This window comes from Mangrovitalea sediminis, from assembly GCF_002514725.1.
Classification (GTDB): Bacteria; Pseudomonadota; Gammaproteobacteria; order Pseudomonadales; family Oleiphilaceae; genus Mangrovitalea; species Mangrovitalea sediminis.
Window position 1 is genome coordinate 423,151 of the sequence record NZ_NTLB01000004.1, and the last position, 24,236, is coordinate 447,386.

Annotated in this window: 22 protein-coding genes; 5 read left to right on the forward strand and 17 right to left on the reverse strand. The window is 58.1% G+C overall.

What is annotated here, in order from left to right:
- Positions 1–123: 123 nt before the first annotated feature.
- The 10 genes from CLR77_RS11815 to CLR77_RS11865 form a co-directional block, all read right to left on the reverse strand.
- A complete protein-coding gene (locus CLR77_RS11815) occupies positions 124–996 on the reverse strand; it encodes a choice-of-anchor L family PEP-CTERM protein (RefSeq protein WP_158227186.1) in 873 nt (290 codons plus the stop codon).
- A 617-nt stretch (positions 997–1,613) separates the two neighbouring features.
- Entirely contained in the window at positions 1,614–2,222 is a 609-nt protein-coding gene (locus CLR77_RS11825) for a LysE family translocator (protein WP_097460846.1), read from the reverse strand.
- 15 nt (positions 2,223–2,237) lie between these two features.
- Positions 2,238–3,068 (reverse strand): helix-turn-helix transcriptional regulator, encoded by an 831-nt coding sequence (locus CLR77_RS11830; protein ID WP_097460847.1) that lies wholly within the window; start codon positions 3,066–3,068, stop codon positions 2,238–2,240.
- A gap of 234 nt (positions 3,069–3,302) precedes the next feature.
- Complete coding sequence (locus CLR77_RS11835) at positions 3,303–4,304, reverse strand: adenosine deaminase (protein ID WP_097461013.1); 1,002 nt, start codon at positions 4,302–4,304, stop codon at positions 3,303–3,305.
- 32 nt (positions 4,305–4,336) lie between these two features.
- Entirely contained in the window at positions 4,337–5,449 is a 1,113-nt protein-coding gene (locus CLR77_RS11840; RefSeq protein ID WP_097460848.1) for a BMP family ABC transporter substrate-binding protein, read from the reverse strand.
- 44 nt (positions 5,450–5,493) lie between these two features.
- Positions 5,494–6,420, reverse strand: a complete 927-nt coding sequence (locus CLR77_RS11845; protein WP_097460849.1) for an ABC transporter permease — start codon at positions 6,418–6,420, stop codon at positions 5,494–5,496.
- Complete coding sequence (locus tag CLR77_RS11850; protein ID WP_097460850.1) at positions 6,417–7,475, reverse strand: ABC transporter permease; 1,059 nt, start codon at positions 7,473–7,475, stop codon at positions 6,417–6,419. Before CLR77_RS11850 ends, CLR77_RS11845 begins: the two co-directional genes overlap by 4 nt.
- Entirely contained in the window at positions 7,465–9,042 is a 1,578-nt protein-coding gene (locus CLR77_RS11855) for an ABC transporter ATP-binding protein (protein ID WP_097460851.1), read from the reverse strand. The genes CLR77_RS11850 and CLR77_RS11855 overlap by 11 nt, the downstream gene beginning before the upstream one ends.
- Positions 9,043–9,400: 358 nt before the next feature.
- On the reverse strand, positions 9,401–10,729 hold the full coding sequence (locus CLR77_RS11860) for a methyl-accepting chemotaxis protein (protein ID WP_097460852.1): 1,329 nt from the start codon (positions 10,727–10,729) through the stop codon (positions 9,401–9,403).
- Between the two features lie 280 nt (positions 10,730–11,009).
- Entirely contained in the window at positions 11,010–11,510 is a 501-nt protein-coding gene (locus CLR77_RS11865; RefSeq protein ID WP_097460853.1) for an outer membrane lipoprotein, read from the reverse strand.
- A 266-nt stretch (positions 11,511–11,776) separates the two neighbouring features.
- Between CLR77_RS11865 and CLR77_RS11870 the strand changes: the two genes are divergently transcribed.
- Positions 11,777–12,136, forward strand: coding sequence for a c-type cytochrome (locus CLR77_RS11870; RefSeq protein WP_097460854.1), 360 nt, complete (start codon positions 11,777–11,779; stop codon positions 12,134–12,136).
- Between the two features lie 41 nt (positions 12,137–12,177).
- Here CLR77_RS11870 and CLR77_RS11875 read toward each other — a convergent pair whose 3' ends face one another.
- From CLR77_RS11875 to CLR77_RS11900, 6 genes are all read right to left on the reverse strand, one after another.
- Complete coding sequence (locus CLR77_RS11875) at positions 12,178–12,792, reverse strand: TPM domain-containing protein (RefSeq protein WP_097460855.1); 615 nt, start codon at positions 12,790–12,792, stop codon at positions 12,178–12,180.
- Positions 12,792–13,535, reverse strand: coding sequence for a TPM domain-containing protein (locus CLR77_RS11880; RefSeq protein ID WP_406564955.1), 744 nt, complete (start codon positions 13,533–13,535; stop codon positions 12,792–12,794). The genes CLR77_RS11875 and CLR77_RS11880 overlap by 1 nt, the downstream gene beginning before the upstream one ends.
- Positions 13,532–14,092 (reverse strand): LemA family protein, encoded by a 561-nt coding sequence (locus tag CLR77_RS11885; protein WP_227519909.1) that lies wholly within the window; start codon positions 14,090–14,092, stop codon positions 13,532–13,534. Before CLR77_RS11885 ends, CLR77_RS11880 begins: the two co-directional genes overlap by 4 nt.
- A 241-nt stretch (positions 14,093–14,333) precedes the next feature.
- Positions 14,334–15,542, reverse strand: coding sequence for an MFS transporter (locus CLR77_RS11890; protein ID WP_097460858.1), 1,209 nt, complete (start codon positions 15,540–15,542; stop codon positions 14,334–14,336).
- A 132-nt stretch (positions 15,543–15,674) separates the two neighbouring features.
- Complete coding sequence (locus tag CLR77_RS11895; RefSeq protein ID WP_097460859.1) at positions 15,675–16,427, reverse strand: FadR/GntR family transcriptional regulator; 753 nt, start codon at positions 16,425–16,427, stop codon at positions 15,675–15,677.
- Between the two features lie 32 nt (positions 16,428–16,459).
- The gene (locus CLR77_RS11900) at positions 16,460–19,348 is read right to left on the reverse strand and encodes an FAD-binding and (Fe-S)-binding domain-containing protein (RefSeq protein WP_097460860.1); all 2,889 of its coding nucleotides are present in this window, start codon (positions 19,346–19,348) and stop codon (positions 16,460–16,462) included.
- A gap of 450 nt (positions 19,349–19,798) precedes the next feature.
- On the opposite strand from CLR77_RS11900, the gene CLR77_RS11905 reads away from it, so the two are divergent.
- The 3 genes from CLR77_RS11905 to CLR77_RS11915 all read left to right on the forward strand — a co-directional run bounded on the left by CLR77_RS11905 (position 19,799) and on the right by CLR77_RS11915 (position 22,117).
- Entirely contained in the window at positions 19,799–20,374 is a 576-nt protein-coding gene (locus tag CLR77_RS11905) for a DJ-1/PfpI family protein (RefSeq protein WP_097460861.1), read from the forward strand.
- A gap of 162 nt (positions 20,375–20,536) precedes the next feature.
- Entirely contained in the window at positions 20,537–21,466 is a 930-nt protein-coding gene (locus CLR77_RS11910; RefSeq protein WP_097460862.1) for a DMT family transporter, read from the forward strand.
- Positions 21,467–21,472: 6 nt separating this feature from the next.
- A complete protein-coding gene (locus CLR77_RS11915) occupies positions 21,473–22,117 on the forward strand; it encodes a LysE family translocator (RefSeq protein ID WP_227519893.1) in 645 nt (214 codons plus the stop codon).
- A 28-nt stretch (positions 22,118–22,145) separates the two neighbouring features.
- Here CLR77_RS11915 and CLR77_RS11920 read toward each other — a convergent pair whose 3' ends face one another.
- Positions 22,146–22,958: a Spy/CpxP family protein refolding chaperone gene (locus CLR77_RS11920; protein ID WP_143269410.1), complete on the reverse strand. Its 813-nt coding sequence runs from the start codon at positions 22,956–22,958 to the stop codon at positions 22,146–22,148.
- A 322-nt stretch (positions 22,959–23,280) separates the two neighbouring features.
- On the opposite strand from CLR77_RS11920, the gene CLR77_RS11925 reads away from it, so the two are divergent.
- Entirely contained in the window at positions 23,281–24,231 is a 951-nt protein-coding gene (locus tag CLR77_RS11925) for a DegV family protein (RefSeq protein WP_097460863.1), read from the forward strand.
- Positions 24,232–24,236 lie beyond the last annotated feature (5 nt).

The window sequence follows — 24,236 nt, forward strand, 5'->3', positions numbered from 1 at the left end:
GTCGTATCGCCGTTGGTCAGTCATGGGGTGTTGTTACACCGAGTGGCGTCTCATTCGCGACGATCCCCCCCCAAAAAAAAGCCCGACCATCCTGGTCGGGCCATCGCCCCAGAAAATGCGCTTTCAGCTCGCCTTACGCCGACGGACAGCGGTCAGAGTGGCAATACCCAGCCCCAGTAACGCCAGAGATCCAGGCTCCGGGACCTCTGAGGGTTCTGTGCCCGGCCCCCCGATGTTGGTGCGGAGGTTCGACAGGAAAACCGCACTGTCGAGGATGTGATCATTCACATCGCCGACCTCGAACAGCAGCGTGTGGCTGCCGGCACTCAATATCTGTGTCGTTGTCGTCAGCGACATGATCAAGCCATGGGGGTCGCCGAAAGCCGTGTTGACATCGGACGTGGTCAACAACGATGCGAAGCTGCTCCCTACCTGTACGGCCTTGTTATTGCTGTCAAAGACAACCTGATCGCTGGCGCTCGTGCCGTCGAGAAATGCGAGGAACGCATCTGTGAAGCTGTTGACATATTGAGGATATTCAATGGACCCGAAGATGAAGTCGAAGGAGACGGCACTATCGGAAGCCAGGGTGAAATCCACCTTTAAAGCAGCCACATCATTGGAGTCGCTAAAGTTGGTAATGTGCCCGGGGCCATAAGCATCGAACTCTGCGGTTCCCGACTGCTGCAAATTGGTACTGGGGACATTCGAGGAACTGGCCGGCCCCGCGGTATCGACAGCGTTGCCGGTCGACATCACGATCCCGTCGCCAAAGGTCACCGGCGGTGCGGTGAAGTTGGTGTAGGTACCAAACTGAACGGCAGAACCATTCACCACCGTTGCAGAATCGATCGTCACACCACTACCTTGCAAAGCTCCGCCCAAGGTAGCGCTATTGGTAGTCTGGTTGACGATTATCGTCGCTTGCACCGGCGCTGTGAGCAGCACCGCGCAGATAGCGGCAGCTAAAGATGATACCTTTGTAAATTGCTTCATCCCTAATTCTCCCTGACGGATAACATATTGAGATTGATCCATAATTTTGTGTGTAAAGTCCCTCACACAGGCGCCCTGCACGAATCAAACCAACCCGCCATTCCATGACTTTTCCCTTCTACAAACAATAAGATGCAAATTGCATATATTCAAAAAGACAACCTAACCGCAAAACATTGTAAAATTTAACGACAAGTGAAGCTCACCGGTGCAGTTCCCCAATGTTCCAGCACACCCCAATACTCTTTAATTCATTTAAAAATCATATAGTTAAAAATAAAGCACTCCAACAAGTGTCGACAGCGGCTGCGCAAAAGTTACCGACGTGCCTACAAGCACGACTGGAACCGTTACCAAGCGAATGACTGTCAAACGACGCATTGAAGGAAGAAAGCCGCGCCGAGGTCATCTCGGATAAAGAAAAAAGCGGATTATGGCGTCAAAGCGGTCGGGCGAGCTTGATTAATATGGCACCGGAGTTGGGAGTACCGTCCGATATCGCCAGTGCGGCGGCCTTCCTGACGGGTGATGACGCGGCGTTCGTTCATCGGGCTGTTTAGGCGGTGGACGGCAGCAAGACCGCTGCTTGAGATGGTCGAGTCAGGATACGCTCCTGTTTATCGGAGTATTAGCGGCAAATAGACATGCTGGTAGGCGATGATCGCTGCGACATAGAGCAGCAAGATCGCCATCGCCCCGTTGAACCAGCGAAAGATGATCGGGTTGGCAATCCGTCGGCCGACAACATGTCCCATCAGGCAATAGCTGCCGGGAGCGCCCACCGCCATGACAGCGATCACCGCCGACCACATCACCAGGCTCATACCGTGAATGCCGGCCGCTGGGAATTGAATGGCGGCGATGGGCAGGGTGGCGATGGTGCCCTTCGGGTTCATCAGTTGCATCAGCAGGCCGTCCCGAAAGCCCAGTTTAGGGGTGGTGTCGCCGTTGGTATTCAAATGGATGCTTGCAGCGAAGATTTTTACCGCCAGATAGCCGATATAGAGGCAGCCGATAGCGCTGATCAGCACCAAGCCGTCGCCTTGTACCCACTCCGTACCGATCCAGCCGAAGCCCAGCAGCAGAATCAGCATGGCCAGCCCGACGCCGAGAAAGAAGCCGACCGAGGACCGCAATTGCCCATTAATACCCGAATTCAGGCCGATCAGATTGATAGGCCCGGGCGTGTACATCATACCTATGGCATAGGCAAATATCGCAAGCACGGTAGGAGTCCTTGGTTAACGGGCGACGCTTTCCTGATACTGCTTGGGCGTCATCGCGTAGATACGTTTGAAACGGCGGTTAAAGTGGCTGAGGTCGGCGAAACCGTATCGGTAGACCACATCGTTCAGTGGTACCCCGGCATCCAGTTCCCGGCGGGCGGCATTGACGCGGCAACTGAGCACGTACTGGTGGGGAGTAATGCCGAACTGGCGTCGGAACAGCCTGAGGAAGTGATATTTTGAGAGGCTGGCGGCTTGGCTGATATCTTCCAGTGAGATGTCGCTGCTGACATGGTCGTGAATGAAATCACGGCCTCGCCACAACAACCTGTCGGCCTCGCGAACAAGTCCGTTGGGATCGAACTTACCTTCCCGTTGCTGCGCGCGGACCGCGATACGATAGAGGGCGTACTCCTGCTCGATGTTGCTGCCAACGTTGAGCATGATCAATCGCACCAGATCCAGAATGTGCTGGCGCATAACCGGGTCGGGCAGGAGTGTTTCGCTAACGCGAAAACCCTGGGCACTTGAGAGGCCGGCGGCATCAGCGAAGAGTGGTTCTAGCTGTTCCGGATCGATGTAAAGCATGACGTAATGCAACGGCTCATCGCCGCCCGAATGGCCGTCGTGCACGTCACCCGGATTGAACTGGATCACATTGCCGGGTGGGCTGCGGTGATAGGCGCCCAGGCCGAAGAAATCCTGCCGGCCAGTCAGTGTGACGCCAAAACAGTATTCCCCATGAGCGTGCCGGTCATAGCTGAAATCGCTCATGGTTGCCTGCAGCAGGGTCAAGCCCTGAACGTGCTCGCTTTTGATAAAACGAAACTGGCTGTCCTGCTTCACGCCTCGCCTCCAAAGCGGCTTTACTGCCTGATTCCTGTAAAGCCAGAATGACGCATCGACTTAATCAGAGGTTCCTTGGTAAAGGTAACGCTGCGGGGCGGGAATATCTTGGACAATGTTGCGGATTATCCGGACCAGACTCATTTAGGGCACAGGGTGCAAAACCATCGATCGCGCGATAACTATGCAATAACTACGCGATAACTACGAGATAACTACGAGATAACTACGCCATCACTGCTCGACAGCCGCTCTCATCCGTTCGGCGATTCGAGCTTTTTCGTCGGGGCCTAACAACGACGCTTCGACAGCGTTGAGCCCCAGAGTCAACAACGTCTGACGGTCAAAACCGAACGCGTCCTGTACCGCCAGGAAGTTCTCAGTCATATACCCACCAAAATAAGCAGGATCGTCAGAGTTGATGGTCACCTTCAGCCCGTAATCCATCATCTGCTTCAGGGTATGAGACTTCATGTCCGGGAACACACGGAGACGCGTGTTGGACAGCGGACACACGGTCAGCGGGATAGCTTCTTCCACCAATCGCGCCACCAAACCGGGACATTCGACGACACGCACGCCATGATCGATACGCATGACCTGCAACCGCTCCAGGGCTTCCATAATGTACTCTGGCGGACCTTCTTCACCGGCGTGCGCGACAGCCGGCAGTCCAAGCTCACGGGCGGCAGCAAAAACGCGCTCGAACTTGGAGGGCGGATGACCGACTTCGCTGGAGTCAAGGCCAACAGCGGCGATACGGTCGAGATAGGGTTGGGCCTGCCGGAGCGTTACGAAAGCGTCCTCCTCATCCAGGTGACGGAGGAAACTCAGAATCAGTTTTGAACTGATTCCAAGACGCTGTTCGCCTTCCTTCAACGCTCGGGTAATGCCATCGACGACAGTGCCCATAGCGATGCCGCGATGTGTATGACTCTGGGGATCGAAAAAAATCTCGGTGTGCACCACGTTCTGCGCCGCCACCCTCTCGAGATAGGCCATCGTCAGTTCGTAGAAATCACGCTCGGTCTGCAGAACCGCCGTACCCTGATAGTAAAGGTCCAGGAAAGACTGCAGGTTATGAAAGCGATAAGCCTCCCGCAACGCCTCAACGCTGGGGTGGCTTAACACCACCCCATTACGCCGGGCGAAGGCGAATAACTGCTCAGGTTCGAGCGTGCCTTCGATATGCAGATGCAGTTCAACCTTCGGCATGCGCGCAATCAGCGCACGCATGTCGGAGATGGCCGCATCCCGGGATTCCGTCATCAACTGGCTTTTCCTTCCACCCCTTTCACAAACCATTGCAACCCCAACAGCTCACCTTCGCTCAGTGATTTACCGGCGGGAACTTTGAGTTTGCCCGACTGATCATACAATGGACCGGTGAAAATGTTGAAAGTACCATTTTCGATCTCAGCCTTACGTTTCATAACCAGATCAGCGATGTCCTTGGGAACTGCCGGGCTTAGGGGCGCCAACTGCACAATACCCGACTTCAGGCCACCCCAGGTGGATTCCGGCTTCCAGCGGCCTTCCAACACACGACGAGCAGTTTCGACGTAATAAGGGCCCCAGTTGTCGATAACCCCGGTCAGCTGTGCTTTCGGCCCGTACTTGATCTGGTTGGAGTCTTGGGCAATGGCGTAAATACCATGGCTTTCCGCCACCTGCATCGGCGCAGGCGAATCGGTATGGGTGGCGATGACGTCAACACCCGACGCCACCAGGGTCTGCGCCGCTTCACGCTCCTTGCCCGGATCGTACCAGGTATTGACCCACACGGTGCTGACCGTCGCCTTGGGGTTGGTCTCATGCAGGCCGATAGTGAAGGCATCGACCACACGATAGACCTCCGGAATCGGGAACGGCAGGATGAAACCGATCTTGTTGCTCTTGGTCATGGCTCCGGCCACCAGGCCGGAAAGGTACTGGGCTTCATAGAAGCGGCCATTGTAGTTGCCCATGTTGGGCGCGGTCTTGAACCCGGTAGCCTGCTCGAAAATCACATTGGGGAATTCCTTCGCCACCTTGAGGGTCGGATTCATGAAACTGAACGAGGTGGTGAAGATCAGTTGATGACCGCTACTGGCCAACTGGCGGAAAACCGCTTCGGCACGCGCATCGGCGACATTCTCGACGGCAACGGACTGCACCTGGTCACCCAGCACTTCCTGCATGTGCTTGCGGCCCAGTTCATGCTGATAGGACCAGCCGATGTTACCGATAGGGTCGATATAGACGAAACCGATCTTCAGCGGCTTCTTCAACGGGATCTTGTAGTAGCCATCAGCCGCCATGGCGCTCATCGGCAGGCCACCCATTGCACTGGCAGCAGCCAGTCCCGCAGCCGTTTTCAGGAAATCGCGACGCGTGCTCATCTTCGTTATTCTCCTCGGATGTCAGTCATAGGCTTAAAGTGAACTCAGGTTTCAGCCCGGAATGGCCGCCCCAGTGATGCCGGCGTATTCAGCCGGATGCGCAGCGGATCGCGCGAAATCAACACCAACGCCACCACTACGGCAAGATACGGCAGCGCAGACAGCAGATAGGTATTCAGGTCCAGACCAGCCGCCTGGGAAAATAGCTGTCCGATCCCAACACCGGCGAACAGCCAGGCGCCGACCAGCAGCCGCAACGGGCGCCAGGTCGCAAAGACCACGAGTCCCACGGCGATCCAGCCCTGCCCTGCCACCATGCCCTCCGCCCACATCGGCGTATAGGAAGTCGACAGGAAAGCGCCCGCGAAGCCCGCCATGGCACCACCGAACGCAGCCGCCGCATAGCGGGTCGCGTTCACCCGCAAGCCCAGGCTATAGGATACCTTCGGGTCTTCGCCAACACTCCTTAACGTCAGCCCTGCACGGGTGCGGCTCAGGAACCAATGCACGCCAAACACCAGGGCCAGCGCCACATAAACCGGCAGAGTATGCTGGAACAGGATCGGTCCCAGCACCGGCAAATCCGACAAACCTGGCAGTGGCAGTGCCGGTAGCCCGGTAATCGAGTCGCCGGCGTAACCATGGCCAATGAAGCCACTCAGTCCATGGCCCAAGATGGTCAGCGCCAGCCCCGTGGCAACCTGATCAGCCATCAACTGGACGGTTAGCCAGGCAAACAGCAGCCCACAGAGCAGGCCGGCCACAAGCCCGGCCAGCAGCCCCAGATAAGCATTTCCAGAGGTAAAGGCCGCAATAAAACCACAGACCGCACCCACGGCCATCATGCCTTCGACACCGAGGTTCAGCAGACCTGCCCGCTCGCACACAAGCTCGCCCGCAGCCGCCAGCAGCAAGGGTGTGGCGGCAACGACCACGCCCGCCAGCAACGAAATCCAAACGGCGTTATTCATGAGGACACCTTCGCCAACCGGTAATTCACCAGGACATTGCTGGCGAGCAACGTGAACAGCAGGACACCCTGCAGCAACTGCCCCAGCGACGACGATAGGCCAAGGGTGATCTGCGCATTGTTGGCGCCGACCGAAAACAGACCGACCAGCAACGCGGCAGGTAACACACCCAGGGGATTGAGCTGTCCGAGATAGGCGACAATGATGGCGGAGAAACCCACTTCCGAATAAATATCAGGACGCAACTGGTTAATCGGACCGGCAACCTGCATCAACCCCGCCAGACCGGCCAGGGCACCGCTCAGTAGCAGAGCCATCCAGACGACACGCGGACGACTGAAACCGGCATAAGTCGAAGCTTCGTCACTGGCCGACACCCGAACCTGGAAACCAAACAGCGTACTGCGCAGTAAAATCCAGATCAGCGGAGCTGCCAGGAAGGCGAATACCGCCCCCAGACCGAATTGGGTATGCGCCCATATTACCGGCAGGGACGCCGCATCCTGAAAGCTCACCGAGCCGGGAAAGCCGTAACTCGACGGATCCCGCCAGGGGCCGAAGGTCAGATAATGCAACCCGGCGAGGGCGACATAATCGAACATCAGGCTGGTCAGAATCACGTTGGCATTAAAGCGGGTGCTCAGGAAAGCCGGAATCGCTGCATAGAGCAGCCCTCCGATAACGCCGAGCACTATCATACTGGGCAACAGCCAACCGGCACTGGATTCCGGCATATGCACAACGAGCGCACTGCCCAGGACAGCGCCGGCGATATACTGACCCTGGGCTCCGATATTCCAAACCCGGGAACGGAACGCCACCACCAGTCCGGCGCCGATCAAGGCCAAGGGGGCACTCTTGGTCAGCACGTCAGCCCAACCGGACGCCTGGGTCAACGGGGCCAGGAACAATGCATAGAAGCCATCGAGAGGCGCCTTACCGGAAGCCGCCAGCAAACCGCAGGCAATCACGGCTGCCACCAGCACCGCCAGCAGCGGGGCACCGAGACGCATGGCGAAGGACGGACGGGCACGGCGCTGAAGTCTAAGCGGCATCGCCGAATGCCTCCCAACCGGAGACGTTACCGCCCATCCACTGACCGAGTTCGGCGCGGTCGACCGACGCCACCGGACACACCGGAGACACCCGCCCTCCACTCATGACGGCGATACGATCGGACAGCAACAACAACTCGTCCAGATCATCGGAAATCACCAGCAAGGCGGAACCGCGTTCGCGCAGCGCCAGCAGGCCGTCCTGAATGCGACGCGCCGCTGCAACGTCAACTCCCCAAGTGGGTTGCGCCACGATCAGGATTTCGGGTGCCTCATCCAGCTCCCGGCCCATAATGAATTTTTGCAGGTTGCCACCGGACAGTGACGCCGCTGGCGATGCCACGCCAGGATGCCGGACGTCATGCCGGTCGCATAGCGATTGTGCCGCAGCCCGAGCCTGCCCGAGACGCAACAACCCCCACTGCATGGCTTTGGCCCAGCGCGTTAACAGGACGTTGTCGATCAGGGAAAGCTCCGGCACAGCCCCCTTCCCCAGTCGCTCCTCAGGGACATAACGCAAACCGAGCTTACGCCGGGCACGGACATTCAACTTGCCGACCGCCTGGCCGTCTATCAGGATGGCCTCCGGCGGAGAAGACCGCTCTCCCACCAACGCGGCCATCAGTTCCTGCTGACCGTTGCCGGACACCCCGGCCAGCCCCAGGATTTCGCCCTGGCGCAGTTCGAAATTCACCGATTGCAATGCCGTACCGTGAGGGTCGAGCGTCGACTGACTGAGACTGGACACCGCCATGCGAACCCGTGCCTCCAATGCAACGGGCTTTCGTTCACGTAATGGCGGAGGCGCATCGCCCACCATCAATGCAGCGAGATCCTCGACGGAGACATCGGCCGTATCACGGCGCGCCACGACACGCCCTGAACGTAACACCGTCACGCGATCACAGAGTCCACGTACTTCCTCGAGCTTATGACTGACGAACAAAATACTCAGCCCATCCGCGGCCAGACGGCGTAAGATCGCGAAAAGGCCCTCAATCTCCTGAGGGGTCAGCACTGCCGTCGGTTCGTCGAGAATCAGCAACTTCAACGGCTCTTCCTGCAGCAGGCAGCGAAGGATCTCGACGCGCTGGCGTTCGCCCACGGACAGGCGATGAACCGGCCGTCGAGCATGCACTTTAAGACCGTATTCCCGCTCCGCATCCTCAATGCGCGCGGCAATACGGTTCGGGTCCCAGCGGCCATGGCGGTTCAGCGTCAAGGCCAGGTTCTCGGCGACAGTCAGACTTTCCAGCAGGGCAAAGTGCTGCTGCACCATCCCCATCCCCAGCGCGCGCGCCTGCATGGGCCCTTCGATCCGGATCTCGCGACCATCCCACATCAGGCTACCGGAATCGGGCGCCAACAGGCCGTAGATCATTTTCATCAGGGTGCTTTTACCAGCACCGTTTTCACCCAACAGCGCGTGAATTTCGCCGGGATGCACACTGAGGGAAACGTCGGCGTTCGCCACCACACCGGGAAACGCCTTGGTAATACCATACAACTCCAGCCGCGGCTGCGTGCGGGCGTTGGCGCCACCCTTTTCGTCCGCTGTCACATTCATCGTCCGCTTCGATCCTATTCTCTCGCTCTTATGAAACTTTATCCGGTTGGCCAGATCGCAACGGATGGGATAATCAAATCATCCCCTTACCTATACATATTCGGTGCCAACACTGACAGATTCGATGCCAACATCGATTTTACACACAGATGCACCGTCACGAATCGCGTTTTTAACGCCGCAAAGGCCGGGAAAACGCGCAGATGCGCGCGACAGACAGTCTGCGGGGATAACGGATAGCCCGCACCACTGCTGCGCAAACCGGCCTATGATGCACCAGAATGAACCTTTGTTCATGTCAAAAACCAACAAAGGTGCTCCGGGAACGGCGATTCCCCCGAAGCACCCGGTGCTGGCGTTACCCGGGCACAGCACCAGACTTGAGTTCATCCAGCACGGCCACAACCTGCACTGACAGTGCCAATAGCTCATCCATTTTCGCCTTCAATGCCCCATTCCCCTCCGCACGGCTATTTGTGGTCGAGCGGAAGATCGCCGCGCCCGTCGCATGAATTTTGGGGTGCAGATCCCGGTAGAGTCGATTGAATTGGGGATGTGAGCGATAGGCCTGCCCTTGCGCACTGTCGAGGAACTTACCCAACCGGCACTGGGTATGGTCATGCAGTTCCGCAGCCGTCAGCGTTCGCTCGCCGTAGAGCGCATAGCGGACGATCTTGTCGACCCAGACGATATGGTCGTTCTTGGCCAGGGTGAGCAACATGCGAGGATTATCCGGCGGGAAAGCCTTGACGATATCCCCCTGCGCCTCGCGCAGGTCCGCAATCGACCGGGAGATGTCAGCGAAGATCCCATTCAGTTTCTGGGCACCATCCGATGTCCGCAGCACTCGTTCCGACATATCCTGCGCGACAGCCGACTGCTGATCGGCAGCATTGGCGATTTGCACCGTAGCCCGAACGTTCGCATCAGCCGCGTCGCGGGCCTGCTCGAAGCTGTGCTCCACTTCATCCCGCCCGTTAACGGACGCCTGTAATTCCCCAACCGCTTCTTTTACCAGGCTATCGATGGCCTGGGCGCCGTTGACGATATCGGAAACGATTTTCTCGATCTCGGCGGCCGCCGCCGCACTGCGGGCAGCCAACCCCCTCACCTCATCAGCAACAACGGCAAAGCCGCGACCATGTTCACCCGCTCGCGCCGCTTCAATGGCCGCATTCAAGGCCAACAGATTGGTTTGCTCCGCGATTTCGTTGACGGTCGACGTCAGTTGACTGATGTTGCGGGTCTTCTCGACAAAGTCGCTCACCTGTCCGCCGGCCTGGCTGACCGTCTCGCCAATACGGCCGAGTCGGCCCATCAGGGCGTCCAGCAACTGCTTCCCGGCCGAAGCCTGATCTCGCGAACGCTCTGCCTGCGTCAATACATCTTTTCCCAGCGCACCAATTTCGCCCGCAGTGGCCGCCATTTCTTCCGTCGCCGCCGACAGCGACTGGGTTTCATCGACCACAGCATTGAGCTGTTCCTGAAAATCCAGGACACGACGCCCAAAAGGTGTGAGAACCACAGCACATTGAACGACGCGATCCGCGAGACGTAAGTCATCGTTCAACTTGTTCGATACATAGTTCGATACCGGGTGCAACCAATCCGGCACGCGCACGGTCTCAGACGTCTGCTGAACAATACGATCGAACCAATGGCGAAACAGCTTCTCCGAATGGAACATTCAAAACTCCCCAACGCTGATCATTATTCTTATGACTCGTCGCAATGACGGAAAAACCCGACAGCCGGACAGATTACAACGACTTAGCAAATCCCTATATCCTTAGGCTGCAGGTGTCGGTGTTAGTCAGGAAAGCCGGAATAAAACGGAAAGGGCATATCGGAGCCAAAGCCCCGAAAATATCAGCGCATGAGCTTAGACGGAAAAATCGGAGGCAGCCACTGCCTCTGAGGAAATGGCGATAGGGGGGAGAGCCGGAGCCTCCCCCACGGCCGCCCGCTTAATTACCGGACGATCTCGGTTCCACCCGGTAACGTTCACCGGTTTCGGTCTGATAACGCGTCAACCAGACCGCTTGCCCCTGGTAGAGATTGACCCCCAAAGGCTGCACCACCGAAATGGTGCGTCCATCCTGGGTTCGCATGATGACCTGCAGGGCATCCTGGGCCGACGCGGCATTTTCCGCGTTACGCCCCAGAATCGAACCAAGAATGACCCCGCCGACCGTCATTAAGGCCTGGCCGTTGCCACCGCCCACCGAGTGGCCGGCAACACCACCGACAACCGCACCGGCCAACGATCCCGCTGAGGTCGTCGACGCATTGGAGCGGATCTTGACCTTGCGAACCTCCAATACCGTGGCTGGCGTCACCTGCCCCATGCTCATCGCTTCGCCAGGGGTAAAACTATTGGGACCCGGCGTCATGGTGCATCCCGTCGCCACCAGCGCCAAAAGACAGCTCATCAGCACCTGCACTACCCATTTCAGTGTCGTCGTCATGGGAATTTCTCCTTCACTCCACTGCGGACGTTACAACCTGAATCAGCCTCACCTTATGCAACCGTAAGGCGACGCTCAAGCCTGCACGATAGGTTCGCATGAGTGAAGGTCATGCACTTTGAGACGGATCAATAAGCGCTCTGATGACGGTAGTTGATAGAAATCAATACTGACGGATGCCGTTCACGGTTATCTTGTTGTTATGATTTATTGCACATTACAACGAAAAAAGCCTGTCATCGGCCATCTTTAAGGAGTCAGTCGACGTGAAACATTGCAATGGAATTCTCGCCACCTTTCTGACAGGCGCCCTATTGGGCCTGACCACCAGCCTCGCCAGTGCTGCGACAGATCCCGCAGTGGCGCAGCAACTGAAGTCATACATCAACAGTAAAGGGCTGTCCTGCATGGGCTGCCACGGTATCGAGCAGAAGAAAATCGGTCCGGCCTGGATCGACGTATCGAAAAAATTCGCCGGTAATCCCAAGGAAATCCAGATGCTGACCGACCGCATCCACAAAGGCGGCTCCGGAACCTGGGGCTCTATCCCAATGCCGGGCAATATGGCGACAGACAAGCAATCCGCCGAAATCGCCAAAATGATTGCGGCGCTTTACAAGAAATAAAGGGAAACCATCGGCCGGAGCACAGGTCCGGCCGATGGACGTCAAAGAATGACGAGGTGATTGGGCAATTCGTTTTTTGACTCTGTGGCAGGTACGTGGGTCTTCAGCAATTCCCCCGTACGTCCGATGCAGTCGAGAAAACCCTGTAACGTCTCCCCCCGCTTCACCTGCCGGGTGAAATTATCCACGATGCTTTGCCAGTCTTCCGGCGTGACAAACCGATTGATGCCCCGGTCGGCGAGGATTTCCACATAGCGCTCCGCCTCCGAAACAAAGATCAGGACGCCGGTGTCCCCCTTCGTATGATGTAGCTGTTGCGCCAGAAACTGTATCCGCGCAAGCGCTGCCGCACGCCGAAACCTTACCGCCTTCGGCACCAGGCGGCGATAGATCGGCTGCCAGCGAAACAGCACTGCCAGCAGCACAAACAGCACCCACTGCAACAGCAGCCAATCATGGCCACTAAGCCACCAGGGGCCGAGACTGGCCAAGCCGGGAACCACCAGCGCGATCATGGCCGCCCATAATGTGGAGACCCAGGTATAGTCGTCGGCATGGTGAGCGAGCACCGTCACCAGCTCAGCGTCGGTGTCTTTCTCGACAGCGGCAATGGCATCCGCGACACGCTGTTTATCCTGTTCCGTCAGTCGTTTCACTACCAACCTCCCGAGGCGCCGCCGCCTCCAAATCCGCCGCCACCGCCGGAGAATCCGCCTCCGCCGCCGAGGCCACCACCGAATCCACCGCCCGGACCGCCAAAACCGCCGTACCAGAACCCCCCTCGGCGTCGGCCGAAGCCGCCACCACCGCCCCCGAAAAAGCTGCCGAAGACCATGATGCCGATCACGATGACAAAGATGAGGGAAAACAGGTTACGGCTCGGTGGATTTCGGTCGCGAGCTTTGGGGATCGCGGTCGCGTCCCCCTGAAGCAGCGCGATAATCGCGCCGGCGCCATCGACAATCCCCTGGCTGACCTGCCCCTTGCGGAAATCCGGCAGGATAATCCCCTGAATGATACGAGAGGAAAGTGCATCCGTGAGCTGGCCCTCAAGCCCATAGCCCACCTCGATGCGCACTTTGCGCTCCTTCTTGGCCACAATCAGCAGCACACCGTTATTTTTTTCTTTCTGCCCGATACCCCAATGACGCCCCAACTGGTAGCCAAAGTCCTCGATGGTGTAACCCTGCAAATCGGGCAGTGTCACCACAACCAGCTGATTCGTCGTCTTCTGCTCAAACGCCCGCAATTCGGCCGACAGCTGCTGCTGCGCCTGGGCACTGAGCATATGGGCGTCATCCACGACGGGCCCCGTCAGTGCAGGGAACTGTGGGGCCGCGACGCTCCACGGCGCCGTCAGCATCAACAGCGCAAACGCCCACACCCGAACCGCCATCAGAACTTCACCTGTGGCGCCTGTTCCGCATTCGGCGCCGTCGCCTGGAACGATTCGTGAGGCTTCATATCGCTGTATAGCAGGCTATGCCAGATTCGGCCGGGGAAAGTCCGGATTTCGGTGTTGTACTTCTGTACTGCCAGAATGTAGTCACGACGGGCAATAGCGATGCGGTTTTCCGTGCCCTCCAATTGCGACTGTAGCGCCAGGAAGTTCTGATTGGCCTTGAGATCCGGATAGCGTTCGACCACCACCATCAGGCGGCTCAGCGCGCCTGTCAATTGGGCCTGGGCTTGTTCGAACTGCTTCATCTTCTTGGGATCGTTGATGGTCCGCTCATCCACCTGGACCGAACCCACCTTGGCCCGCGCCTGTACCACGGCTTCCAGCGTATCCTTCTCATGTGCGGCATAGCCTTTGACCGTCGCCACCAGGTTGGGGATCAGGTCTGCGCGGCGCTGATACTGGTTCTGCACCTGAGCCCAGGCTGCCTTAACCTGCTCGTCATAGGCCGGAATGTTGTTGATGCCGCAGCCGGAAAGGAACAGGGTCAACAACATCAGCAAACCAACGCGACCACCGGGCGGCAGGCGAAGAGGGAAGCGGGGAAGCGAAACGGTACGACTCGTCATGCGAAGGTCTCCTACCTGTCATGTGGGTTGCGGTCCGGTGCAACAGGATACGACGGGGAAGCATCGTGCTGCTGCCAAGGGCCGAAAACGGTTTTCAGCCGGTCCACCGCGAACTGGAACGTATTGTGGCGATTTGTCCGCCGACACGCCATCCCCCGTCGATGAACCCTTAACGATGAATGGCCCTCGCCTCCTGTAAATCCGGTCGCGGTGACCAGGCAAGCCACAGGGAAAGGCTCAAGGTACCGGCCAGCACCAGCAGGGATGCGCCTATCACGCCGTCCCATCCCGCCCAATGCCAGAAAGGATCCAGATAGAGGCTGCCGGTGCTTGCCCCGACGTAATAGAACACCAGATACAGGGATGAGGCACTTGCCCGCGAATGTGGCGCCTGACGACTGACCCAGCCGCTATTGGTCGAGTGGGTCAGGAAGAAGCCAAAGGCGTTGAGGAGAAACCCCAGCACGATGGTCGGTAACCAGGGCAACAACGTCACCAGCGAACCGGCCATGAACACCAGAATGCCCAGCGCCATCACCCAGGGCTGCGGCAGATACCGCGCAATACGGCCAGACAGGGCCGACGCCAGCGTGCCGCTCAGGTAGGTCAGGAACAGCAGGCCAATGAGGCTTGCCGGCAACTGGTGCGGCGGTCCCGATAACAGGAACGTCACATAGCTGTACTGATTGATGAAGATGAAAAAGTTGAACCCGCCGATCAGGTAAGCCACGATCAGAATCGGGTTTGACAGGTGTCCCAGCAGATTCCTGGCCATCACCTTCATGTTCAGTGGCTGCGCATTGAAGTGCTGGGATTTCGGTAACAGGCTCACGAATATCACCATGCAGACGATGCTGATCATTGCCATTACCCGGAACGCCCAGGCCCACCCCAGACTCTCGCCGACAAAGCCCCCGATCAGCCTGCCGCCGATCCCACCCAGGGTGTTGGCGCTGATGTAAAAACCGACAGCGGCGGTCAGGGCTGTGGGGGAAAACTCATCCCCCATGTAAGCAATCGCGATCGCCGGCAAACCGCCCAGGCAAAAGCCCTGCAGAGCCCGCAATAGCAACAACGAGGGATAGTGGTGGATGAATCCCAGCATCAGGGTGATGAGGGTTGCCCCTGTCATGCTGATCAACATCGGCCAACGCCGACCGACACTGTCCGATAGACTTCCGTAGAACAGAAGCGATAACCCCAATGTCAGCGTGCCGATAGTCAGGCTCCAGCCCGCCATTAGCGTGGAAACGCCAAAGGAGTGCCCCAGCATCGGCAACAGCGGTTGCGGGACATAGAGATTGGCGAAGATCATAAAGGACCCGAGACAGAGCGCCAGGGTCACACGCCAGAAGGCAGCGGTGCGGTATTCGATCATGACAGGAACAACAGTACGCTCATCGGAGAGTGATGGCCCGACTCTAGCAGCCGGAGGGCAATCATAGAACTAAATAGGGGCTATCGCGTTCAAAAGGAGGCCTCGATCGCCCGAACACGCCAGGCAACCCCATCATCCCGACGGATCTTCAGCCGTCTCGACCGATATCGCGACATCGCTTTCACTCCGCAACCCTTCCACCGGATTCAATCCCTTGGTAATGCCGATATGGGTCTCCATAGCCTCACGCGCCCGCTCCGGATCCCGGCTGCGGATGGCTTCGTAGATATCGCGGTGATGCTTTTGCAACAGTTTGAACTGCTCGTCAGAGAGCAGAATCTTTTCCCGGTACTGGGAAATGATGGGAATCATAATGCTGCTGATGGAGATGATCTGGTGCAGGTAGAGCGTATTGCCCACCATTTCCGCCACAGTGCGGTGAAAATCCAGATCCAGTGAGGTGATGCGCTCACGACTCTTACTGGTTTCCATGCCATGGACGATATCCCCAAGATGCGCGATCTGTTCCGGCGTATGGTTAAGCGCCGCTTTCGCAGCGGCCCAGCCTTCCAGCAACTCGCGTAATTCCGCCAACTCCCGGAACGCCCGCACCGACTGGCTGACCTGATCCTTCAGGGTATTAGGCAGCAAAGCCCCGGTGATCGACTTGATATAGTTGCCATTACCCCGGGTCTCCAGGTAGCCGGTAAAGATCAACTCCTTGATCGCATCACGCACCGGAGGACGGCTGACCCCCAACTGGGCGGCCAGTTGCCGTTCACTGGGCAGGCGATCCCCCGGTTGCAACTTGCCGTCGCGGATCACATCCTTGATCTGATCGACGATCAGGGCCGATATTTTCTGTTGTTTGATTTCCTTGAACATGGGCACCTGTCTTTTTCCGGGAGTGGCGCATTCTAGCCCCGTTTCAGTTCCATCGGCACAGCTTCCGTCACGCGGGGTGTCTGACTGACTTCGTCCAGCAGATAAAACAACGAACGGTAGGGTACCCCCGTATGACTGGACAGACCGATCTCGCAAGTCAGGTTCGTTGAGTACCCCTGGCTGCAGTTGCCGACGAGCGCCGGTGTCAGCGTCTCCAGCGCCGACTCGTTAAGTTCCGGCGTAAAGAAGCCCTTGTCCCCGGCAAAACCACAACATCCCACATCTGGTGGCACAACAACCTGCACAGCGCAGCGACGAACGACCTTCAGGAAGTTCTCGTTCAATCCCATCTTGCGAGCACTGCAGGTGAGATGAAGCAGTATCGGCTCAGCCTTCGGCTGGATCGGCAGCTTATCGATCAGGAAACGCTCCGCAAAAACGATCGGCTCGTACAGTTGCAGATACGACGGCAGGGTTTCCCGCATCAGCTTCAGGCAGGGACTGGTGTCGCACAGAATCGGGTGACGACCGCCATCGCTGGCTCGCTCCAGTGCCGTGGCGAGACGGGATTGCGCCTCACGTTCAGCCTCGACAAACCCCTTGCCCTCGAAACTTTTGCCACAGCAGAGATCCTTCAGCCCTTCCGGGTACACGACGGCAAAACCGGCCCGACGGAGTACCCGGGCGACAACGTCCGGAAGGTTTTCCGAGGTCGGTGAGGCCGCATCGCAGGCTGTTGGCGCACCGAAGGTCCGGGCCGCGCAGCTGGGCAGATACACGACTTTCGGCAACGCCGGCTCAGACATCCAGCGAACAGGCTCGAACCCCGCAGCCGCAGGCAGCGCAGGCGTCCATGCCGGAAAACGCCCAAGGCTGACGCTTCGCAGGATGGTCGATACCCGCTGCATCGCATAATCCCCCAGGAGGCGACGCCCAAATCGCGTCATCGTCAGCCCGAAGGCAAACAGTCGACTCAGGGCTCCCATATGATGGGCAAAACGTACCGCCACCCATTCGGCCAGGGGACTGTGGGACGTCTGCCGCAGCGACTTGATCAGCTTTCCGGTGTCGATATCGACCGGACAGCGCGTGGCGCAGAGACCATCGGTCGCACAGGTCCGGTCCCCCAGGTAGTCGAACGCCTTTTGCAGCTTCCGCAGCGTCGACCTTTCGCCGCCATCTCGCATCAGGCGATTGATTTCCCGCCACAGCACGATGCGCTGCCGGGGCGTGATACTGAGGTTTTTCGACGGACAGGCCACCTCGCAGAAACCGCACTCGATGCATTTGTCGATCACCTCATGGGCAGCCGGCATCGGTTTCAGGTTCTTCAGATGGAGGCGGGCGTCATCGGTCAACAGAACACCCGGATTGAGAATATTCAGCGGGTCCAGCAGGCTTTTCAGCTCCCGCATCAGTTGCGTGGCCTGACGTCCCCATTCCTTTTCGACAAAGGGAGCCATATTCCGTCCCGTGCCATGCTCCGCCTTCAGAGAGCCGTCATAACGATCCACCACCAGATCCGCGACAGCCTGCATAAAACCGGCGTAGCGATCGACTTCAGCGGGGTCGTCAAAATTCTGGGTAAAGACGAAATGCACATTTCCGGCCAAGGCATGGCCGAAGATAATCGCCTCGTCATAGCCATGGGCCTTGAACAGCTGCTGCAGTTCGACGATAGCATCAGCCAGACGCGCCAAAGGAAAGGCCACATCTTCGATGATGACCGTCGTGCCCTTCTCGCGAATATGCCCAAGGGCGGGAAACAGTCCCTTGCGGATTCCCCACAGGGCCGCATTGCGGCGGGCATCGGTGGAAAAACTGACCGGGAACAACGGATCGCCGGCTGAAAGCAGACCCCGAAGATCCTCCATCTGCTGTTCGAGCAGGCTGGCCTCGGCCGCACGGGTCTCCACCAGCAGCGCAGCAGTACCCGCAGGCAGCGTGCGCAGATCGACACCGACATCGCTTCGGTCTTCGATCGATCGCAGACTGGCCCGATCGATCAGTTCGGCGGCAGACACCGCAGCATCCCGCACCGCTTCCACCATTCTGCAGGCTTTGTGCACGTCCGGATAGAACACCAGGGCCGTCGCCTTATGGGGGTGATCGTGCACCGTGTGGTAGGTAATCTCAGAGATAAACCCAAGTGTGCCCTCCGAGCCGATCAACAGGTGCTGCAGGATATCGATCGGGTCCTCATAGTCGAGCAAGGCGTTGAGGCTGTAGCCGGTCGTATTCTTGATGCGGAACTTCTCCCGAATGCGGGCGGATAGAACGGCATCCGCCCGCACCCTCGCACCCAATTCGGCAAGCCCCCGGCAAAGTCCTGTCTTTTCGCGGAAAAAGCGTTCGCGGCTCTGGGCATCGCCGGTATCCAATACATAGCCATCATGCAGAACCAGGCGCATGCCTGCCAAAGTCCGATAGCTGTTCTGATCCGTGCCGCAACACATGCCACTGGCGTTGTTTGCGGCAATGCCACCGATCATGGCGGAGTCGATGGACGCCGGGTCAGGACCGATCTTGCGGGCAAAGGGGGCCAGATGCCGATTGGCCTGAGCGCCGGTCAGTCCCGGCTGCAAACGAATACGCTGGCCGGCGTCGAGCACTTCATGCCCAGTCCAATGCTGATCGAGCTTGACCAACACCGCATCGGTGATCGCCTGTCCAGAGAGACTGGTTCCACCCGCGCGGAAGGTGATCGGGATCTGCCACTGATGAGCGCTGTCCAGGATACGCACCACCTCGTCCTCGCAGCTCACCTTAACCACCAAACGCGGAACCAGGCGGTAGAAGCTGGCGTCGGTGCCGTACGCCAACCGACGGGGATAATCCTCAATGACCTGATCCTGCGACAGGAAACTCCTCAAATCATCCAGAAATGCCGGATAACCCGGTAGCTCAGACGCGTTATTCATAACAGCACGGACCACCTCGATCTGCGATATCTGACGTCAGACGACCGTCAGTTGCCTTACAGCGTCACCTTTCTTTATTTTGGTAATACCAAAATCCATTCACAGCACCCTATCGGGATTTTCGCGGGGCATCAACTGTTAATGGACTTGATGCCGCGGAGCACAGCAAGGAGACGAACGCCATCATTTCATCGCCAACGACATATCATTTAATACATTGATACTTATTATTTTAATTTCACAAAAACCTATCACTCCCTCTATAACCGGACTGCGCTGATGCCATGCACTGTCGTTTGTACCCACCGAAAATTCATTTGACAGCCCATCATCGGAGTGAAATGGTAATACCAATTTTAAGAATGGACGCAAAAATCCGATGCGATACCTGCCAAATTCGCAGGGCTGCATGGAGAAGACCCTAAAACAAGGCATGAAAAGGAGGCCGTTATGAAGAAGTTGCTGATGCTCGTTGGCGACTATGTCGAAGACTATGAAGTCATGGTTCCCTTCCAGACACTACTGGCCGTCGGTTACGAAGTCCATGCTGTCTGTCCTGATAAAAAATCCGGGGACAGCGTAAGAACGGCCATCCACGATTTCGAAGGTGACCAGACCTATTCGGAGAAACCCGGTCACAATTTCGCCCTGAACGCGACCTTCAGTGAAATCGACCCCGCCAGCTACGATGCCCTGGTGATCCCCGGCGGTCGTGCACCGGAATACCTGAGACTCAACGACAGGGTTCTGGAAATCGTTCGTCACTTCGCCACAGCGGATAAGCCCATCGCCGCGATTTGTCACGGCGCGCAACTGCTGGCGGCCGCCGGCGTGTTGGAAGGCAAGCAGTGCTCCGCCTACCCCGCCTGCGGGCCGGAAGTTAAAGTGGCTGGTGGCCAGTACATGGACATCGCCGTGGATCAGGCCCATGTCGATGGCAAGTTGGTCACTGCACCGGCGTGGCCCGCACACCCCCAATGGCTATCCAAGTTCATGGGCGTTCTGGGCGCCCAGATCACACTCTAATCCGCCATCCGGGCTGCACGCACTATTGCCGTGCAGCCCTCTCCCACCGTACCTTACCCTCTTCACGTTCAGACTTTCCGGTAAAGACCCCGTCCGTTCGACGCAATTTACCGTAGAATCCTGTCATCCCCGACAACCGTTCCGGAGTCCTAAGGAGGTCCCTTGCAGGCGACAAAAAGCAGTTCGGTGTGGCTGGCCTATGGCGGCTTGACCCTGACCGCCCTGTTCTGGGCAGGCAACGCCGTGATCGCCCGAGGCGTGGTGGGCGAAATCCCGCCGCTGGCGCTGTCCTTCTGGCGCTGGACCCTGGCGTTGTGCATCCTGCTGCCCTTTGGCCTGCCGCGCGTCTGGCGCCAACGAGACATCGTCAAACAGCGTTGGCCGTCACTACTGGCCCTGGCGGCCTTCAGCGTAGGCGCCTTCAATACCCTGCTGTACCTCTCGGCGCAAACCACCACCGCGCTGAATATCACACTGCTCAACTCGACGATTCCGGTGATGGTCGCTCTGCTGGCCTGGATCATTCTCGGCGACCGCATCCGGCTCGCCCAGGCTCAGGGTATCGGCCTGGCACTGGTCGGCATGCTGATTATCATCTCCCGGGGAAACTGGCATAACCTGGCCAACCTGGCCTTCCAGCCCGGCGATCTCATCATGGTGTGTGCGGTGTTCTGCTGGGGCTTTTTCTCGGTTCTGTTGAGACGGCAGGCGGTGCCGATGGATCCGCTGGCCTTCCTCACCTGTCAGGTGGCATTCGGCGTGCTGGTTATCCTGCCGTTCTACCTCGGCGACCTGCTCCTGCACGGAGGTTTCCACCTGCGCCCCGGACTGGTCCCACCCTTTCTGTACGTCGCCATCTTCCCGGGCCTGCTGGCTTATGCGTTCTGGAATCATGGCGTACACCGCGTCGGTCCATCCCGTGCTGCCATGTTCATGTACCTCAATCCAGTGTTTGCCGCGGTGCTCGCAGGATTGTTCCTCGGCGAACATTTGAGCCTGTTTCACCTGTTTGGCGGGATACTCATCCTTCTCGGATTGATACTGACGACGCGGCAAGCCGGACCATCATCATTGCCAGCCAGTAGCGAGTAACTGACCTTGTTCGTACACCTCGGAACCTTTTTGCTCGCTATCACGCTGCTGACAATGATTCCGGGCGTGGACACCCTGATGGTGATTCGCAATAGCGTCCGCGGCGGGTGGCGTGACGGCGCAGTGACCAGCCTCGGCATCTGCTGCGGCCTTTTTGTACACGCAACGGTCTCAGCCATCGGTATTTCCGTCATTCTGCTGCAGACCGCCTGGGCTTTCGCACTGCTCAAGCTGGCTGGCGCCGGCTACCTGATGTGGCTCGGCGTCACCACCCTGATACGTTCCTGGCAGCAACCGTCATACGCCACCCCCGAATCGCTGGCGCCCCCGGCGCGGAAACAGGGTGACTGGCGTTCCTTTCGGGAGGGCTTTCTGTCGAATGTCCTGAATCCCAAGACCATCCTGTTCTACATGGCGTTTCTGCCCCAGTTCATCGACCCCCAGCGTTCTGCGCTCGTGCAATCGCTACTCCTGGCCGGCATGCATTTTATGCTCGCAATGATCTGGCAGTGTCTGCTGGCGTGGGGAGTCACACACACCAAACGGCGCTTTTCACAACGGGCTGCTTCTGCGGGCAGTCTGTTTCAGGGCATCACCGGCACCATATTGTTAGCCATCGGCGCCCGACTGGCACTGGAGCAGTCGCACTAAGCCAGCCGGGTCGAGTCAACGCACCGATTCAATGATTATCCTGCTCCCGATCCCACATCCATCGTTGATGTTTCTGCAGGGTTTCCAGCTGCTCCTTGGTCAGTAATTTGCGCAGTTGCACACCCATCTCAATCCGCTCAAGAAACATCGCACGCCGCTGAGCTTCAACCGCGTCGTAGGCCTTCTTCACGGCTGCCATGTCGGGGTCCGGTTTTGACAGCGCCTGATTGAGATCAAACATGTGAAGGTGTAACTGTTCTGCATGCTTGAGCTGACGCGCCACACTCCCTTCGATAACTTTCCCGATCTGCTCTTCCTGCTGACGGGTGAGCTGCAAGGGCGAGCCGGCCCAGCCACCCATCATGCCCGGCCCCATGCCGTAGCCGTAACCTCCCATCATTCCGGGGCCCATACCATATCCACCCATCATCCCAGGGCCCATACCGTAACCGTATCCACCCATCATCCCAGGACCCATGCCATAACCACCCATCATCCCCGGGCCCATACCATAACCGTATCCGCCCATCATCCCGGGGCCCATGCCATAACCACCCATCATCCCGGGGCCCATACCGGACCCGAGACAGTAACCGAAACCCCGTGTCATGCCCGGACCGCAAATGGCACCGGACGTCGTGTTACCTGAGGCCGTTCCGTTGCCGGAGGCCATCATGGTGCCAGGGCCATAACCGGCCATATGCGCTGAAGTGATGCTCGCCAAGGTCAAACCCAACACCACCAACAACAAGCCGATACCTAAGCGCCCCCATCCTTTTCGCTGCCCTTTCATACACACCCCCAGTCCATGCCAATGTAGCTTTCCATCGTAAATCAGCATGCCCAGCGGCACCTTGACGGCCATCAATGGAATGTCAGGGAACCGCCCGGCCCCCCATCCGCATCACCTCGAAGGACTTCCCATAAGAGGTCCGAAACACCATTGGCCTCAACAGCCATGGGATTCGGCCGACCAGACATGTGCTATACCTAAGTTTATCGTGTGAAAATGAGCGGATGCGCAGTGTTGTCAGCTGGCATCAGCGCCAACAGTCGCGACAAGGTGATATCCAGCAATACACCGCTTGCCTCTGCACGAAAGCCCCGCCGGAAAACAGCAACGAAAGCACTGGGGCAGACAACAACAAAAGGAGAAAGGCACTATGCGAGTAGGCCTTATAGTGGACTCGGCCTGTGACTTACCGTACGCATTTATCAAGCAACACGGCATATTCATTCTTCCAGTAACGGCTCGCATCGATGGCCAGACCTTTGTCGACGACCACGACCCGGTCACAACCCGGACCTTCTACCAAAGCGGGCTTTTGGAAAAAGGACATGAAGCCGAAACGGAAGCTTTCAGCGTGCAGCAGATCTACGATCTGTTCATGCAGGAGATCATCACCCAATACGACCTGGCCTTCTGCGAAACGGTGACGCGCACCCGCAGTATGATCTACCAAAATGCCACCGATGCGATGCAGCGGGTATTGGCGGATTACCGGAGCTCGCGGGCAGAGCCCGATCAGAACGAGCTCTTCACCATGCGCGTCATCGATAGCCGCAGCATTTTTGCCGGACAGGGATTACTGGCCGCCCATACGGTTCACCTTATCAAGCAGTCCATTGGCAAGAATGCCCTACGCCAGCGGGTCGAGTCTTTTACCGACTCGATGTACAACGTCGTGATACCCCGCGACCTGTATTATGTGCGAGCACGGGCCAGACGGCGCGGCGACAAGAGCGTATCCGGGGTTGTAGCCTTTCTCGGCAAGGCATTGAACATTACCCCCGTGCTGTGGGGGCAAGGTGCAGAAGGGCAACCGGTGGCGAAAGTCCGGAGCTTCGAAGGCGCCGTGGAAAAGGTTATCGACTATGCCGTCGGGCGTATCAAGGACGGCCTGCTCTCACCCTATGTCAGTCTTTCCTATGGCGTGGAGGAAGACGAACTGGAGCAACTTCCAGGTCTCGATCGCCTGAAGCGTGCCTGCGAGGAAAATGGCATCGAGCTGCTGCTCTCGCAGATGGGTATTACGAGCAGTATCTATGTCGGGCCAGGCAGCGTCTGTCTTGCCCTGGCAGCCGAGCCCCACGACTTTTCCGATTACGCCTAGCGCGC

What these genes read in the sequence shown, in the direction of transcription:
- CLR77_RS11815 (WP_158227186.1), bottom strand. Translation starts at nt 996, where the DNA reads ATGAAGCAATTTACAAAGGTATCATCTTTAGCTGCCGCTATCTGCGCG.
- CLR77_RS11835 (WP_097461013.1), bottom strand. Translation starts at nt 4,304, where the DNA reads ATGCGTGCGCTGATTGCGCGCATGCCGAAGGTTGAACTGCATCTGCAT.
- CLR77_RS11840 (WP_097460848.1), bottom strand. Translation starts at nt 5,449, where the DNA reads ATGAGCACGCGTCGCGATTTCCTGAAAACGGCTGCGGGACTGGCTGCT.
- CLR77_RS11845 (WP_097460849.1), bottom strand. Translation starts at nt 6,420, where the DNA reads ATGAATAACGCCGTTTGGATTTCGTTGCTGGCGGGCGTGGTCGTTGCC.
- CLR77_RS11850 (WP_097460850.1), bottom strand. Translation starts at nt 7,475, where the DNA reads ATGCCGCTTAGACTTCAGCGCCGTGCCCGTCCGTCCTTCGCCATGCGT.
- CLR77_RS11855 (WP_097460851.1), bottom strand. Translation starts at nt 9,042, where the DNA reads ATGAATGTGACAGCGGACGAAAAGGGTGGCGCCAACGCCCGCACGCAG.
- CLR77_RS11860 (WP_097460852.1), bottom strand. Translation starts at nt 10,729, where the DNA reads ATGTTCCATTCGGAGAAGCTGTTTCGCCATTGGTTCGATCGTATTGTT.
- CLR77_RS11865 (WP_097460853.1), bottom strand. Translation starts at nt 11,510, where the DNA reads ATGACGACGACACTGAAATGGGTAGTGCAGGTGCTGATGAGCTGTCTT.
- CLR77_RS11885 (WP_227519909.1), bottom strand. Translation starts at nt 14,092, where the DNA reads ATGTTGTTGACCCTGTTCCTTTCCGGCTGCGGCATCAACAACATTCCG.
- CLR77_RS11890 (WP_097460858.1), bottom strand. Translation starts at nt 15,542, where the DNA reads ATGATCGAATACCGCACCGCTGCCTTCTGGCGTGTGACCCTGGCGCTC.
- CLR77_RS11895 (WP_097460859.1), bottom strand. Translation starts at nt 16,427, where the DNA reads ATGTTCAAGGAAATCAAACAACAGAAAATATCGGCCCTGATCGTCGAT.
- CLR77_RS11900 (WP_097460860.1), bottom strand. Translation starts at nt 19,348, where the DNA reads ATGAATAACGCGTCTGAGCTACCGGGTTATCCGGCATTTCTGGATGAT.
- CLR77_RS11905 (WP_097460861.1), top strand. Translation starts at nt 19,799, where the DNA reads ATGAAGAAGTTGCTGATGCTCGTTGGCGACTATGTCGAAGACTATGAA.
- CLR77_RS11920 (WP_143269410.1), bottom strand. Translation starts at nt 22,958, where the DNA reads ATGCTGATTTACGATGGAAAGCTACATTGGCATGGACTGGGGGTGTGT.
- CLR77_RS11925 (WP_097460863.1), top strand. Translation starts at nt 23,281, where the DNA reads ATGCGAGTAGGCCTTATAGTGGACTCGGCCTGTGACTTACCGTACGCA.